This is a genomic window from Neorhizobium tomejilense, assembly GCF_964254135.1.
GTDB lineage: Bacteria > Pseudomonadota > Alphaproteobacteria > Rhizobiales > Rhizobiaceae > Neorhizobium > Neorhizobium tomejilense.
Genome location: NZ_CAXUSO020000001.1, coordinates 1,908,901 through 1,923,082, shown reverse-complemented (window position 1 = coordinate 1,923,082; position 14,182 = coordinate 1,908,901). Strand labels below are relative to the sequence as shown.

The following is a 14,182-nucleotide window of genomic DNA, read 5'->3' as shown; positions in this document are numbered from 1 at the left end:
GCTGGGTCCCACGCGAAGAGTGCGGGCCTAAAGATTGAAGGCCGACCGCACCCCGTCGACGACGAACTGAACGGAGAGCGCCGCGAGGATCACGCCCAGCAGACGAGTGAGGATCGCCCTTCCGGTGACCCCGAGGAAACGGTCAAGCCGTTCGGCGACCAGAAGCGTTGCGTAGACGAGCAGCATGATCAGCGCGATGACGCTGATGAAAAGCGCCCGATCGAGAACGCCGGGCAGGGTGCCGGAAAGCAGGACGGTGGCCGAGATCGCGCCCGGTCCGGCAATCAGCGGCAGCGCCAGCGGAAACACCGCGATATTGTGGATGTGGTCGATGGTGATCGCCGCCTGGGATGTCTTTTCCTTTCGCTCCTGGCGTTTCTCAAACACCATTTCAAACGAGATCCAGAAGAGCAGCAGGCCGCCGGCAATGCGGAAGGCACCGATCGAAATGCCGAGCAGCCCGAGCACGCTCGAACCGAACAGCGCGAAGACGGCGAGGATGCCGAAGGCGATCAGCGATCCCCGGAAGGCGACCTGGCGGCGCTGGAGGGCGGTCATGCCGACGGTCAGGCCCAGAAAGACCGGCGCCAGACCGGGCGGGTCGAGTGTCACGAGCATCGTGGTCAGCGCATTGACCAGCATATCGGGGGTCGCCATATCCTCTCCCTGTCAGGCTGCAATCCTTGCAGTCGCATGCGAAGATTGTTAGGACAGGCCGGCAGCGAAAGAAAGCCCACCCCGTCAGCGTCGCGGCATGTTTCGACCTTGTTCAAAAGCCGTGTTAAAGCCGCAAAAGCTGTTCAAAACCATTGTGGAAATTGGCGCTCGGAACCGCTTTCCGCTATAAAAAAGAAACTGATTCCGAACAGAGATCGTGATCCGATTTGACTGAGCAAAGCACACCCGGCGGCGGAAAGCTGCCTCCAGGCATCGAACCCATTTCCATCATGGAAGAGATGCAGCGGTCCTACCTCGATTACGCCATGAGCGTCATCGTCAGCCGCGCCCTTCCTGACGTCCGCGACGGACTGAAGCCGGTCCACCGGCGCATCCTCTACGGCATGTCGGAACTCGGCATCGACTGGAACAAGAAATATGTCAAATGCGCCCGTGTAACCGGGGACGTGATGGGTAAATTCCATCCGCACGGCAACTCGGCCATCTATGACGCGCTGGCGCGTATGGCGCAGGACTGGTCGCTCCGCCTGCCGCTGATCGACGGCCAAGGCAATTTCGGCTCGATCGACGGCGATCCGCCGGCGGCCGAACGTTACACCGAATGCCGCCTCGAGAAAGCGGCCCACGCGCTGCTCGACGATCTCGACAAGGAAACCGTCGATTTCCGCGACAACTATGACGGCACGCTCTCCGAGCCCGTCGTGGTGCCGGCGAAATTCCCGAACCTTCTGGTCAACGGCGCAGGCGGCATCGCCGTCGGCATGGCGACCAACATCCCGCCGCACAATCTGGTGGAAGTGATCAACGGCTGTATCGCCCTGATCGACAACCCGGCGATCGAGCTGCCGGAAATGATGGAGATCATTCCCGGTCCGGACTTTCCGACAGGCGCCTTGATCCTCGGGCGGGCCGGCATCCGTTCCGCCTATGAAACCGGCCGCGGCTCGGTGATCATGCGCGGCGTCGCCGCAATCGAACCGATGCGCGGCGATCGCGAGCAGATCATCATCACCGAAGTTCCCTACCAGGTGAACAAGGCGACCATGGTCGAGAAGATCGGCGAGCTGGTGCGCGAAAAGCGCATCGAGGGCATTTCCGACCTGCGCGACGAATCCGACCGCCAAGGTTACCGGGTCGTCGTCGAGCTGAAGCGCGATGCCAATGCCGACGTGATCCTCAACCAGCTCTATCGCTACACGCCGCTGCAGACCTCCTTCGGCTGCAACATGGTGGCGTTGAATGGCGGCAAGCCGGAACAGCTCGCGCTGCTGGACATGCTGCGTGCCTTCGTCTCCTTCCGTGAGGAAGTGGTGAGCCGGCGCACAAAATACCTGCTGCGCAAAGCTCGCGAACGCGCCCACGTCCTGGTGGGCCTGGCGATCGCGGTCGCCAATATCGACGAGATCATTCTCCTGATCCGTCGCGCGCCCGATCCGCAGACGGCGCGCGAGCAGTTGATGACCCGTCGCTGGCCGGCTCAGGACGTCGATGCGCTGATCCGCCTTATCGACGATCCGCGCCACAAGATCAACGAGGACGGCACCTACAATCTGTCCGAGGAACAGGCGCGCGCCATCCTCGAGCTTCGTCTCGCCCGCCTGACGGCTCTCGGCCGTGATGAAATCGGCGATGAACTCAACAAGATCGGCGCCGAGATCAGCGATTACCTTGACATCCTCTCGTCGCGCCTGCGCATCCAGACGATCGTCAAGGAAGAGCTCGCCGCCGTGCGCGATGAATTCGGCACGCCGCGCCGCACGCAGATCCTCGAAGGCGGTCTCGAAATGGACGATGAGGATCTCATCGCCCGCGAGGACATGGTCGTCACCGTTTCGCATCTCGGTTATATCAAGCGCGTCACGCTCGGCACCTATCGCGCCCAGCGCCGCGGCGGCAAGGGCCGTTCCGGCATGGCGACGCGCGACGCGGATTTCGTCACGCGCCTGTTCGTGGCCAATACCCACACGCCGGTTCTGTTCTTCTCCTCGCGCGGCATCGTCTACAAGGAAAAGGTCTGGCGCCTGCCGATCGGCACGCCGCAGTCCCGCGGCAAGGCGCTGATCAACATGCTGCCGCTGGAGCCGGGCGAACGCATCACCACGATCATGCCGCTGCCAGAGGACGAAACGACCTGGGAGAACCTGGATGTGATGTTCTCGACCACCCGCGGCACCGTTCGCCGCAACAAGCTGTCCGACTTCGTGCAGGTCAACCGCAACGGCAAGATCGCCATGAAGCTCGAGGAAGAGGGCGACGAAATCCTCTCCGTCGAGACCTGCACCGATCAGGACGACGTGCTGCTGACCACCGCGCTCGGCCAGTGCATTCGCTTCCCCGTGGGTGACGTGCGCGTCTTTGCCGGCCGCAATTCGATCGGCGTACGCGGCATCACGCTCGGCGAAAGCGACCGCATCATCTCCATGACCATTGTCGGCCATGTGGATGCGGAGCCCTGGGAGCGCGCGGCCTATCTCAAGCGTTCGGCGACGGAACGTCGCGCCGCAGGCGTCGACGAGGAGGATATCGCTCTCGTGGGTGAGGAAGTCACCGAGGAGGGACAGTTCTCCGACGACCGTTACGAGGAACTGAAGGCCCGCGAGCAGTTCGTGCTGACGGTTTCCGAAAAGGGCTTTGGCAAGCGGTCGTCTTCCTACGACTTCCGCACCTCGGGCCGCGGCGGCAAGGGCATCCGCGCCACCGATACGTCCAAGACAGCGGAGATTGGCGAACTGGTCGCCGCCTTCCCGATCGAGGACAACGACCAGATCATGCTGGTGTCCGATGGCGGTGTGCTGATCCGCGTGCCGGTCAACGGCATCCGCATCGCCAGCCGCGCTACGAAGGGCGTTACGATCTTCTCGACCGCCAAGGACGAAAAGGTTGTCTCGGTCGAGCGTATCAGCGAGCCGGAAGGCGACGAGGAAAACGGCAATGGCCTGCCGGAGGAAATCGTCAGCGAGACCGGTGATCTCGGCGCTGCCGCCCCGGATGTAGGCCCGACGGATGAGGGTGCGGCGGAATAAGCCGCACCTCAATCAAAGAATGGCCAAAATAAAAAGCCGGAGGATGAAAATCCTCCGGCTTTTGTTGTAAGCAAGATAAACCTCCACCTTCGGTGGAGGACTGGACGAGTTCTACATAGTGATTGAGAGACCTCCGTGCTTGGACCGCTAGGCTGGCCGAGACACAGAACGGAGGTTCTATGGAAGAACGATCGCAATCACACGCGACATGGGACTGCAAATACCATGTGGTCTTCGCGAGTAAGTACCGAACGAAACGACTTTACGGGGACTTGCGCCGTGAGTTGGGTGACCTTTTGCACAGGCTTGCTCAGCAGAAGGAATGCCGGATCGAGGAAGGGCACCTGATGCCCGACCATGTACATATGCTGATATCGATCCCGCCGAAATATTCGGTCTCGCACATCGTCGGCTTCTTGAAGGGCAAGACGGCTCTTTACGTTGCCAACAAGTATGCCCGCAAGCGGCGCTACAAAGGCTATCACTTTTGGGCGCGAGGGTACTTCGTCTCGACCACTGGCTATGATGAGCAGGTCGTCAGACGGTATATCCGTAACCAGGAAAAGGTCGACAAAGCTTCCGACTTTGCCGACCTCTTTAACCGTAGCTACTAACCTATAGCAAAACCACTTCTAGTGGTTCAAGCGCAGCGTTTCAAACCTCCACCTCTGGTGGAGGTCATGACTTTTGAACCGCTTGCGACGGGAAAGTCTGCGTGAAAGCGGTTCGCTACTGTCAAATCGTCAAATCGGGCAATCCGTCAGAACACGCTGTGGCGGCGCGAGAAATCCCTGAAATCCTTCATGTCGGCACGTTCGCGCCTGAGCTCGGAAATCGTTGAGGCCACGGAAGCCACGAACATGATGCTGATCAAACCTGCAAGTACTGTCAACGTCACGAACATGGGGTTCCTTTCTCGTCCGTGTATCCGCCTCAGTAGTACGAGAGATCGCTATAACGGCCCGTTACTTGCGGATAATTCAGATCTCCCAATTGGGATTTATCTTGATAAAGGGTTACCGTTGCCGTCAGCATCACCGCAATCATGGCCGTCCAGACCAGGTTAATCATGGTGATCTTGTCCAGCATGATCGTTTTCCTTCTCGCGATCATCGCCATCTGTCCTTCTTGTTAGCCTGAACGCGCATCGCGCAAACAGGTTCCACCGCATTTTGAGAGATACTTAACCGTGTGGCTCTGAAGCGTCCTTGAATGCTCTGTTCATCTGGCGTTCAGAATTCGAAGTCTTTTTCAGGCTTCTTCCGGTCCGAATGCGACTACGAAAGCCTCCAATGCAAAAGCGAGAACCACGGCTCCCATCACCATCAAAGCCAGCATTTGTCGTCGTTTCTCCCGAGATACGCACGGGTCTTTCGCCCGCCACGATCGTCATAAGACCACGGCGCCGCTGAAACGCCCTTGAACGGGCCATTCATCTTTCGTTCAGAATTGGGAGATGCTTGCGGTTGGGCGGCTTCCGTGACAAAAGGCGCGTGAAATTTCGCTGAAACAGTTCCGGACCTCGGCATGACCACCGCTTTTTATCCCGGTTCTTTCGATCCGATGACCCACGGACATCTGGATGTGCTCGTCCAGGCGCTGAATGTCGCGGACAAGGTGATCGTCGCGATCGGCATTCATCCGGGCAAGGTGCCGATGTTCACCTTCGAGGAGCGGGCCGAACTCATCAGCGCCTCGCTTGCCGAAGCGTTGCCGGGCAAAGCCAACCAAGTATCGGTGGTTTCCTTCGACAAGCTGGTGGTCGATGCCGCCCGCGCCAACGGCGCCGCCCTGTTGATCCGCGGCCTGCGCGACGGCACCGATCTCGACTATGAAATGCAGATGGCAGGCATGAACCGGCAGATGGCGCCGGATATCCAGACCGTCTTCCTGCCTGCAGGCACCGCGTCGCGGCCCATTACGGCCACATTGGTCCGGCAGATCGCGGCGATGGGCGGCGACGTCAGCGCCTTCGTGCCTGCCGCGGTCCTGAAGGCCCTGAACAACAAGCTGAAACGCTGATCGTTTCCGAACCCCGGAGATCTTTCCATGAAACTGCTTCGTCTTGCCGTAGCCGGCGCTTTCGCCCTCGCTTCCATGGTTCTGCCGGCTGTTGCCGCGCCGGATGATTTCCTGACCATCGAGCTGAAGGATGGCCCGGTGGTGATCCAGCTGATGCCGGAAGTTGCGCCGAAACATGTGGCGCAGATCAAGGCGCTCGCCGCCAAGGGCGAATACGACAATGTCGTCTTCCATCGGGTCATCAACGGCTTCATGGCCCAGACGGGCGACGTGGAGTTCGGCAAGCAGGGGGGCAAGAGCTTCAACCCGGCTCGCGCCGGCATGGGCGGCTCGGAAATGCCGGATATTCCGGCCGAATTCTCGAAAGTGCCGTTCGAGCGCGGTATCGTTGGCATGGCGCGGTCGCAGGATCCGAATTCCGCGAACTCGCAATTCTTCATCATGTTCACCAAATACCCGAGCCTGGATGGCCAATATACCGCCGTCGGCAAGGTCGTGTCCGGCATGGAACTGGTCGACAAGATCAAGCGCGGCCAGGGTAGCAATGGCGAGGTCACCAATCCCGACAAGATGATCAAGGTCACCGTCGGTAAGAAGTAGGCCGCAGGAATTAAACGAAGGGCGCCCCCGTCGCAGACGACAATCGGGTGCCGAATTAAGGAGAAAGCATATGGCCGAGATCAAAGATCCGGAAAACACCCTCATCATGGAAACCACCAAGGGCAAGGTCGTCATCTCGCTTCTGCCCGACCTGGCGCCGGGCCACGTCGCCCGCGTCAAGGAGCTTGCCCGCGAGAACGCCTATGACGGCGTTGTTTTCCATCGCGTCATTCCCGATTTCATGGCTCAGACGGGCGACGTGAAATTCGGCAAGCAGGGTTCCGAGAGCTTCAACCCGGCCCGCGCCGGCATGGGTGGCTCGGAAAAGCCGGACCTCAAGGCTGAATTCTCCGCCGTGCCGCATGTCCGCGGCACCTGCTCCATGGCCCGTTCGCAGAGCCCGAACTCGGCCAACTCGCAGTTCTTCATCTGCTTCACTGACGCCCCGTGGCTGAACAAGCAGTACACCGTGTGGGGCCAGGTCATCGAAGGCATGGACTTCATCGACCAGATCAAGAAGGGCGAGCCGGTCAAGGATCCCGACTCGATCGTTTCGGTCCGCGTCGCCGCCGACGTCTGATCTCTACGGAACGAATGGCCCGCTCCGTCTGTCGGCGGGGCGGGCTTCGCTTTTTTGGAAAATCCATGCGCGTCGATCTCTTCGACTTCGATCTCCCGGAAAAAAATATAGCGCTGAGGCCCGCGAGCCCGCGTGACAGCGCCCGGCTGCTCGTCGTGCGGCCAGAGGGAGAATCAGCAGGCCAGCCGGTGCTTGCCGATCACCGCGTGTCCGATCTGCCGGGTTTCCTGAAACCGGGCGACGCGCTGGTCTTCAACGACACCAAGGTCATACCGGCGCAGCTCGAGGGCATCCGTCACCGCGAAGGGGCGGGCGGCCAGCAGGTGTCGGCGACGCTGCATATGCGCGTCGCGCCCGATCGCTGGAAAGCCTTCGCCAAGCCTGGAAAACGCATCAAAATCGGCGACCGGATCGAATTCGGTCATGGCGGAAACGCCTGCCTGATCGGTTCGCTTGCCGCAACCGTGGAAGACAAGGGCGAGGGCGGCGAAGTTACCCTGCGCTTCGATCTTTCCGGCCCGGCGCTCGACGAGGCGATCATGGCGGTCGGGCACATTCCGCTGCCGCCCTATATCGCCGCCAAGCGCCCGGAAGACGCACAGGACCAAAAGGACTACCAGACCATCTACGCCCGCGAGGAAGGTGCCGTCGCGGCCCCAACGGCGGGCCTGCATTTCACGCCGGAGCTTTTCTCGAACCTCGACGCTGCCGGCATCGAACGGCATTTCGTGACGCTGCATGTCGGGGCAGGGACCTTCCTGCCGGTCAAGGCGGACGATACGGCCGAGCACAAGATGCACCAGGAGATCGGCCATGTCAGCGCCGAGACTGCCGCGCGGCTGAATGCGGTGAAACGCGCCGGCGGGCGCATCGTCTGCGTTGGCACCACGTCTTTGCGCCTGATCGAGAGCGCTGCAGCCGACGACGGCACGGTAAAACCCTGGAGCGGCGCGACTGGCATATTCATCACGCCGGGCTACCGCTTCAAGGCGGTCGATATGCTGATGACCAATTTCCACCTGCCGCGATCGACGCTGTTCATGCTGGTCTCGGCCTTCTGCGGGCTGGAGACGATGCGTGCGGCCTATTTGCACGCGATCGAAACCGGCTACCGCTTTTACTCCTATGGCGATTCCAGCCTTCTTTTCCGGGACAACCGATGACCGAGACTTTTCAGTTCAATCTCAAGGCCACCGATGGCGGCGCGCGGCTTGGCGAAATCACCATGCCGCGCGGCACGATCCGCACCCCGGCCTTCATGCCGGTCGGCACGGTCGGCACCGTCAAGGCCATGTACCTCGACCAGGTGCGCGATACCGGCGCCGATATCATTCTCGGCAATACCTATCACCTGATGCTGCGCCCGGGTGCGGAGCGTGTCGCCCGGCTTGGCGGCCTGCATGAGCTGATCCGCTGGAAACATCCGATCCTCACCGATAGCGGCGGGTTCCAGGTCATGTCGCTGTCGGGCCTTAGGAAGCTTGACGAGAAGGGCGTGACGTTCAAGAGCCATGTGGACGGCAGCCTGCACCACATGTCGCCGGAGCGCTCGATCGAAATCCAGGGCCTGCTCGGCTCCGACATCCAGATGCAGCTCGACGAATGCGTGGCGCTGCCTGCCGAGCCGAAGGAGATCGAGCGGGCGATGGAACTGTCGCTGCGCTGGGCCGAGCGTTGCCGTATCGCTTTCGGCGATCAGCCGGGCAAGGCGATGTTCGGCATCGTCCAGGGCGGCGACCAGCCGGAACTGCGCATCCGCTCGGCCGAAGGCCTGAAACAGCTCGGTCTCAAGGGTTATGCGGTCGGAGGGCTTGCCGTCGGCGAGCCGCAGGACGTCATGCTGAAGATGCTCGAAACGACGCTTCCCGTTCTGCCGTTCGAAAAGCCGCGTTACCTGATGGGCGTCGGCACGCCGGATGACATGCTGAAATCGGTGGCGCGCGGCATCGATATGTTCGATTGCGTGATGCCGACCCGTTCGGGCCGCCATGGGCTTGCCTTCACCCGCCGCGGCAAGGTCAATATCCGCAACGCCCGCCATGCGGAGGACATGCGGCCGCTGGACGAGGAATCGAACTGCCCGGCCGCCCGCGATTATTCCCGCGCCTATCTGCACCATCTGGTGCGCGCCGACGAGGCGCTTGGCGGTATGCTGCTCTCTTGGAACAACCTGAATTATTATCAGGATCTGATGAAGGGCATCCGCCAGGCGATCGCCGAAGGGCGGTTCGCCGATTTCTACGCCGAAACCCAGGAAATGTGGGCGAAGGGCGATATCGATCCGGTCTGATCGAGGCTGTCAGATACCCTGGCTGGCGGTGTTGCGGATCATCCGCACGCCGTTGACCTTGTAGGATCCATCGTCCATCAACCGCATTTCGTAGATGGCCGTCCAGTCCTTCCCTTCCCTGGCGCTGATCATCACTTCCTGCAGCACCACTTCCCCGCCGCCGATCATCTTCGAGCGGCCGAAGGCATAGTTGCCGGCGTGATAGACGGGCTCGTAGGTTTTCCGCACCATGTCCAGGAACCGGTCCTTGTTGGGATAGAGGCTGCGGATCCCGGGCGAGGCGAAGGAATAGGCCTTTTCCGCGTCATCCTGCATGAGCGCGGCGATCTGGCCGGAAATCACCGCCTGGGCGTTGGCGACGGGATCCTCGGCTTTGACGGCGGTGAAGGAACAGAGAGCGAAACACAGAACGACTGCAAGATATCGAACCAGCATCGGGCTTTCTCCAGGGGCGAGCACCAGAAGGCTAGCGCCTTTGGGCGCAAGGAGAAGATGGCGCCTGCGAGTTTTTTGCGCAACGCCTTTCTTGAAGGCAAACGAATCCGAATGATTACAGAATGATGACGCGTTGAAGTGGCCGCTGCCGTTATCCGCACATTTTCGTGATATTCCGGCCATCAGAGGCGCAGGGCAGGGTCCCGTTATCGCGGCTTGTCGGTATCGGCCGACACTGTCAGGAATGCGGCGGGAATATTGATTCGCCCGGACATGCTATTTCGATGAAAAACCTTTTACCGCCGGCGCTGCTTTATTTCAGCAATGCCATCCTCTTCATTTCGCTGTTCACGCGGTTGCCGGCTATCCAGGCGTCGCTGGGAATCGACAAGGCTGACCTCGGTCTGGCCCTGCTGAGCGCGCCTGTCGGTACCTTTCTCGCTCTGCCACTGGCCGGCCGCATCAACGACCGTCTGACGCCGCGGCTGACGGCACTCGTCACTTTGCCGATCTGCGCCATGCTCACGCCGGCGCTGACCGTCTTTCCGGTCGTGGGATTCGTGATCTGTTTCTTTCTCTTCGGTTTCTTCCGCACGATTTTCGACGTGGCTGCCAACATGATTTCCGCTGGCATAGAACAGCGGACCGGCCGGAAGGTGCTGTCCCGCAGCCACGGTTTCTGGTCGGTGGGTCTGCTGGCCGGCTCCCTGGGTTCCGGCTTCCTGGCCGAAAAGGCGGTGACGCCCTTCGTGCAGCAGACCATGGCCGCCGGTTTCGTCGTCGCCGCGTGCCTGCTGGTGTTCTGGATCACTCCCAGGGAGGCGTCTCCGCAAACGCGGCCCGACCACAAGCGCGGGGCATATGTGCTTCCGGACAGGATGATCGTGCTGATCTGCGTGATGGTTTTCGGCCTCTGCATCGTCGAGGGCGCGGTCTACGACTGGGGTATCTTTTTTCTGCGCGAACAGCTGAAGGCGGATCCGGCGATTGCTGGCGTGCTTTATGCCGCCTTCACCGTCGGCATGGGGCTGACGCGACTTTCCGGCGACATGCTGCGGGACAGTTTCGGATCCATGGTGCTAATACGTGCCTCGGCCGTTTCCGTCGCTCTTGGGATTGTCCTTCTCGTGGCGACGCCGAGCCTGACGCTTTCCGGCCTGGCGCTTTTCCTGATCGGCTGCGGCGTGGCGCTCGCTTACCCGCTCGCGGTCTCGACAACGATCGAGCTTGGCAAGGGTCAGCCGTCGGAAAACCTCGCGGCACTGGGCCTGACGCTGATGTTGTCGACGATCGGCGTGCCGCCGCTGCTCGGCTTCATTGCCGAACATGTCGATCTCGTCGCGACCTTCCTGGTGCTGCTGCCTTGCGTCCTGGTCAGCTTCCTGATGGCGCCCGTCGCCGAGGGCCGCCGCCCGTCATGGCCGCTCCGGCGCCGCTAGCCTGCTCAACTGCCCTGTGGGAAAATCCGGCAAGGATATGGCCTGCCCATAATTGGCCACAAGAGTCGGTGAGGGGTTGAGACCGCTGGCCTTAGCCGTTAGACAATGAAACCGGATTTGCCGAAAACAGGTGACACTGTGATCGACCCTTATGAGATGCTTGGTGTTTCGCGCGAGGCGGATGGCGTAGCCATCAAGTCCGCCTATCGCAAACGCGCGAAAACGGTTCACCCGGATGCCGGCGGCGACGTCGACGCATTCGGAAAACTGACCGTGTCCTATGAACTGCTCTCCGATCCGGTACGCCGAAAAGTCTACGACGATACGGGTTACGACCCGGAACTCGCCGACACCAAGGATCTCCAGGGGCTGGTGATTCTCGAAACGCTGGTCAACGAGATCATCCTCGACGAGCGCGAGCCTGGAAGTTTCGATCCGGTCGCCGCCATACGGCGCAAGCTGACCGACAAGATCGTCAATGCCCGCTTCCATATCCTGGAGATGGAGCGCCACCGCGCCCGCATCCGCAACCACATCGACCGTATCGGCCGCAAGCCCGAGACGGACGTGCTGGGTCGCATGCTGAAATCCCGGTGTGAAGCGATCAACGACGCGATCGGCAGGGCCGAGACCGAGATCGAGAATATCGAGCAGGCCTACGGCATGCTGGACGGGTATTCCTATGAGGTCGAAGTGATCGAGATCAAGACCGCCGCCGAGTGAGGGCCCCGATACGTCTCTTGACACCGAAGTCAGCTTCAAGACATAGCTTCAGCCCATTCAATTCAAAGGGTTTTCGATGGCATTGACCATACGGGAGGGTGTTCGCGGGGATGCCGCGGCGCTGCTCGGTTTCATCCGCGAGCTGGCGATCTACGAAAAGGCCGAGCACGAGGTCGCGGCCACCGTCGAGACGATCGAAAGCTCCATTTTCGGCGAGACGTCGGTGACCAGGGCGCTGGTCTGCGAAAAGGACGGCGTGCCCGTCGGCATGGCGATCTGGTTCTTCAGCTATTCGACCTGGCAGGCGAGAAACGGGCTTTATCTCGAAGACCTGTATGTGACGCCGGCAGCGCGCGGGCTCGGCGCCGGCAAAGCGATGCTGAAGCGGCTGGCGCAGATCGCCGTCGAGAACGGTTGCGGCCGGTTCGAATGGAGCGTGCTCGACTGGAACGAACCGGCGATCCGGGTCTACGAGGCGATCGGCGCAGAGCCGATGAACGAGTGGATCCGCTATCGGCTTTCGGGCGAGACGCTGAAAAGCTTCGCCGAGGGCTGATGGGGCAGGCGAGGTTGACGCTGGACGCGTGACCGTTATAAAGCCAGCGCACTGGAAGAGTGTCCGAGTGGTTTAAGGAACCGGTCTTGAAAACCGGCGTGCGGGAAACCGTACCGTGGGTTCGAATCCCACCTCTTCCGCCATCCCTCCCTCGCATATGCTCGCATAGCCTCGCTTTGCCCCTTGTAACATCGGCCATTTGCGTGCCAGTTATGTGCATGCTTTCGCATCCATTCGCACCAATGCCCACACGTTTGCGGGCATAAATGCGGGCATCGAGGTGCGAAAATGTGGGCATGGAAACACGGGGCGATGGCGGGGCTACAGGCTGGGTGTGCGAAGAGCATGCAAATAAGCCATGGAGCGGCCACCGGGCGTGTGGCTGCGGCGCCGTCCGGCGGATGCCCTGCCCCAGATGCTGCCTTGACGCCGACTGAAACGCAGACCCCGAACGTCTCGGCTGCGTTTAAATCTGTGGCTGGGAAGATCGTGCAGTTAGGCCGGCGCCAACCTCGCCCGTTCGGACGACTATACAAACCTCAGTTCGGGATTGAAATCCGATGCGGCCAACACCCCAATCGGTCGGCCGCAATTCAAAACCCCGCCTAGTCAGCGGGGTTCTCTTTGAGCAACAATTGCGCGCGGCAATCAACGCCTCGCTCTCGCGCCATAGCGAACCAGGATACTTTCCGCGAACTGGTTTCTTACTTGTACCTCGTTTTCAACGCATTTCGAATAGAGGTCCGTCCCCTGCTTGTCGTGACATCTACGTTCAGCTGAATTTCTGAATGATCTTTGCATCTTCCATTCCTCTGGCGTTTGGGTCTGGCAGGCAGTCAAGGCAAACGCTGAAACAGCAAGTAAAAAGTACTTCATAAAATCCCCCGGAATAACTGACGGGATTATGACGAACTTCCGCAGCGTGTCGAGGCTCAACTAGCATTGCGCGAAGTTTGATCCCGTCTATGTGTCTGAGGTGGTGGGGTGATCGCAGAAGGCCGGTTGGGTAGAGGCTTGCCATACATCAGGTTCAGCGGGTGACCGGTCTTCCGCCATTGTTGGCGTATCATGATACCTCACCGTGATTCTCCCTCACGCCTCTCACCGTGGCTCCACGGACAGGCTGAGATAGGTGGGGTCGAATTCCGCCACCTCCTGCAATCGTTCCCAGTCGAGAATGGTGATCGTCTGGTTGGACCAGGAGATCAGGCGCTCTCGCCTGAGCGTCTGGATGACGCGGTTCATGTGAACGAGCGACAATCCCAGTACATCGGCCATCTCGCCCTGCGAGAGCGGGAGGTGAAAGGTCCAGCCGTTGGTGCGGCGGACCACGTCCAGCCGGACATAGAGTTCGCAGAGAATGTGGGCGAGATGCGAGACTTTGGAGCGCCGCCCCATCGCGACGATCCAGGCGCGGTGGATAGAGCCGTGGACCAGCGTATCGAGCCACAACATCCGGGTCAGGTGGGGATGCTGTTCCGTCACCTGCTTCAGGTCGGCATGGTCGCAAAAGCTTACATGGCATGGGGAAAGCGCGATGACGCCGTGATCCATGGTTTTCAGCAGGAAGGCATGCAAATCCACGAAATCGCCGGCGACGTGGAGCGCCGTGATCTGCCGGGAGCCTTCCGCCGTCAGTTTGTATCGGGCAGCGAACCCATCGACGAGCAGGCTGCTGTAGCCGGGCCTCGATCCCTCGACCACCAGGTCTTCTCCCGCCAGAAAGCGCCTTTCACGGCCAACGATACGCCTGAGGATGTCGCGCTCTTCATCGGTGAGAAGGTCATGCTGTTCCAGGTTGAGAAGTAAGGAGTCGATCACGGTTATCCTCGGCGG

15 protein-coding genes and 1 tRNA gene are annotated in these 14,182 nt (G+C 60.6%); 11 read left to right on the top strand and 5 right to left on the bottom strand.

Annotation, left to right across the window (positions count from 1 at the left end):
* Positions 1–27 precede the first annotated feature (27 nt).
* Entirely contained in the window at positions 28–657 is a 630-nt protein-coding gene (locus ACSQ3G_RS09970) for a MarC family protein (RefSeq protein ID WP_436109909.1), read from the bottom strand.
* Between the two features lie 227 nt (positions 658–884).
* Between ACSQ3G_RS09970 and gyrA the strand changes: the two genes are divergently transcribed.
* Positions 885–3,701: a DNA gyrase subunit A gene (gene gyrA / locus ACSQ3G_RS09965; protein WP_436109908.1), complete on the top strand. Its 2,817-nt coding sequence runs from the start codon at positions 885–887 to the stop codon at positions 3,699–3,701.
* Positions 3,702–3,880: 179 nt separating this feature from the next.
* Entirely contained in the window at positions 3,881–4,315 is a 435-nt protein-coding gene (gene tnpA / locus ACSQ3G_RS09960) for an IS200/IS605 family transposase (protein ID WP_436109907.1), read from the top strand.
* 146 nt (positions 4,316–4,461) lie between these two features.
* Here tnpA and ACSQ3G_RS09955 read toward each other — a convergent pair whose 3' ends face one another.
* Both ACSQ3G_RS09955 and ACSQ3G_RS09950 read right to left on the bottom strand, forming a co-directional pair.
* Entirely contained in the window at positions 4,462–4,605 is a 144-nt protein-coding gene (locus tag ACSQ3G_RS09955; protein WP_167336316.1) for a hypothetical protein, read from the bottom strand.
* Between the two features lie 29 nt (positions 4,606–4,634).
* Positions 4,635–4,790 (bottom strand): hypothetical protein, encoded by a 156-nt coding sequence (locus ACSQ3G_RS09950; RefSeq protein WP_436109906.1) that lies wholly within the window; start codon positions 4,788–4,790, stop codon positions 4,635–4,637.
* Between the two features lie 438 nt (positions 4,791–5,228).
* Between ACSQ3G_RS09950 and coaD the strand changes: the two genes are divergently transcribed.
* From coaD to tgt, 5 genes are all read left to right on the top strand, one after another.
* Positions 5,229–5,723 (top strand): pantetheine-phosphate adenylyltransferase, encoded by a 495-nt coding sequence (coaD, locus tag ACSQ3G_RS09945; protein ID WP_436109905.1) that lies wholly within the window; start codon positions 5,229–5,231, stop codon positions 5,721–5,723.
* Between the two features lie 27 nt (positions 5,724–5,750).
* Positions 5,751–6,323: a peptidylprolyl isomerase gene (locus tag ACSQ3G_RS09940; protein ID WP_046667657.1), complete on the top strand. Its 573-nt coding sequence runs from the start codon at positions 5,751–5,753 to the stop codon at positions 6,321–6,323.
* A gap of 70 nt (positions 6,324–6,393) precedes the next feature.
* Positions 6,394–6,903 (top strand): peptidylprolyl isomerase, encoded by a 510-nt coding sequence (locus tag ACSQ3G_RS09935; RefSeq protein WP_046633694.1) that lies wholly within the window; start codon positions 6,394–6,396, stop codon positions 6,901–6,903.
* Between the two features lie 65 nt (positions 6,904–6,968).
* Positions 6,969–8,066 (top strand): tRNA preQ1(34) S-adenosylmethionine ribosyltransferase-isomerase QueA, encoded by a 1,098-nt coding sequence (queA, locus tag ACSQ3G_RS09930; RefSeq protein WP_436109904.1) that lies wholly within the window; start codon positions 6,969–6,971, stop codon positions 8,064–8,066.
* Positions 8,063–9,193, top strand: a complete 1,131-nt coding sequence (gene tgt, locus ACSQ3G_RS09925; RefSeq protein WP_436109903.1) for a tRNA guanosine(34) transglycosylase Tgt — start codon at positions 8,063–8,065, stop codon at positions 9,191–9,193. Before queA ends, tgt begins: the two co-directional genes overlap by 4 nt.
* 9 nt (positions 9,194–9,202) lie before the next feature.
* Here the strand turns inward: tgt and ACSQ3G_RS09920 are convergent, their stop codons facing one another.
* Positions 9,203–9,628, bottom strand: coding sequence for a DUF4864 domain-containing protein (locus ACSQ3G_RS09920; protein ID WP_046606992.1), 426 nt, complete (start codon positions 9,626–9,628; stop codon positions 9,203–9,205).
* Positions 9,629–9,912: 284 nt separating this feature from the next.
* Between ACSQ3G_RS09920 and ACSQ3G_RS09915 the strand changes: the two genes are divergently transcribed.
* From ACSQ3G_RS09915 to ACSQ3G_RS09900, 4 genes are all read left to right on the top strand, one after another.
* Complete coding sequence (locus tag ACSQ3G_RS09915) at positions 9,913–11,067, top strand: MFS transporter (protein ID WP_436109902.1); 1,155 nt, start codon at positions 9,913–9,915, stop codon at positions 11,065–11,067.
* Between the two features lie 138 nt (positions 11,068–11,205).
* Positions 11,206–11,790 (top strand): J domain-containing protein, encoded by a 585-nt coding sequence (locus tag ACSQ3G_RS09910; RefSeq protein WP_046633704.1) that lies wholly within the window; start codon positions 11,206–11,208, stop codon positions 11,788–11,790.
* Positions 11,791–11,866: 76 nt separating this feature from the next.
* Positions 11,867–12,346, top strand: coding sequence for a GNAT family N-acetyltransferase (locus ACSQ3G_RS09905; RefSeq protein WP_436109901.1), 480 nt, complete (start codon positions 11,867–11,869; stop codon positions 12,344–12,346).
* Positions 12,347–12,399: 53 nt separating this feature from the next.
* Positions 12,400–12,489 (top strand) — tRNA-Ser (locus ACSQ3G_RS09900).
* Positions 12,490–13,447: 958 nt separating this feature from the next.
* Here ACSQ3G_RS09900 and ACSQ3G_RS09895 read toward each other — a convergent pair.
* Positions 13,448–14,167: a Crp/Fnr family transcriptional regulator gene (locus ACSQ3G_RS09895; protein ID WP_436109900.1), complete on the bottom strand. Its 720-nt coding sequence runs from the start codon at positions 14,165–14,167 to the stop codon at positions 13,448–13,450.
* Between the last annotated feature and the right edge of the window lie 15 nt (positions 14,168–14,182).

Coding starts and splice junctions, on each gene's coding strand:
- ACSQ3G_RS09970 (WP_436109909.1), bottom strand. CDS start 657: ATGGCGACCCCCGATATGCTGGTCAATGCGCTGACCACGATGCTCGTG.
- tnpA (WP_436109907.1), top strand. CDS start 3,881: ATGGAAGAACGATCGCAATCACACGCGACATGGGACTGCAAATACCAT.
- ACSQ3G_RS09955 (WP_167336316.1), bottom strand. CDS start 4,605: ATGTTCGTGACGTTGACAGTACTTGCAGGTTTGATCAGCATCATGTTC.
- ACSQ3G_RS09950 (WP_436109906.1), bottom strand. CDS start 4,790: ATGCTGGACAAGATCACCATGATTAACCTGGTCTGGACGGCCATGATT.
- coaD (WP_436109905.1), top strand. CDS start 5,229: ATGACCACCGCTTTTTATCCCGGTTCTTTCGATCCGATGACCCACGGA.
- ACSQ3G_RS09940 (WP_046667657.1), top strand. CDS start 5,751: ATGAAACTGCTTCGTCTTGCCGTAGCCGGCGCTTTCGCCCTCGCTTCC.
- ACSQ3G_RS09935 (WP_046633694.1), top strand. CDS start 6,394: ATGGCCGAGATCAAAGATCCGGAAAACACCCTCATCATGGAAACCACC.
- queA (WP_436109904.1), top strand. CDS start 6,969: ATGCGCGTCGATCTCTTCGACTTCGATCTCCCGGAAAAAAATATAGCG.
- tgt (WP_436109903.1), top strand. CDS start 8,063: ATGACCGAGACTTTTCAGTTCAATCTCAAGGCCACCGATGGCGGCGCG.
- ACSQ3G_RS09920 (WP_046606992.1), bottom strand. CDS start 9,628: ATGCTGGTTCGATATCTTGCAGTCGTTCTGTGTTTCGCTCTCTGTTCC.
- ACSQ3G_RS09915 (WP_436109902.1), top strand. CDS start 9,913: ATGAAAAACCTTTTACCGCCGGCGCTGCTTTATTTCAGCAATGCCATC.
- ACSQ3G_RS09905 (WP_436109901.1), top strand. CDS start 11,867: ATGGCATTGACCATACGGGAGGGTGTTCGCGGGGATGCCGCGGCGCTG.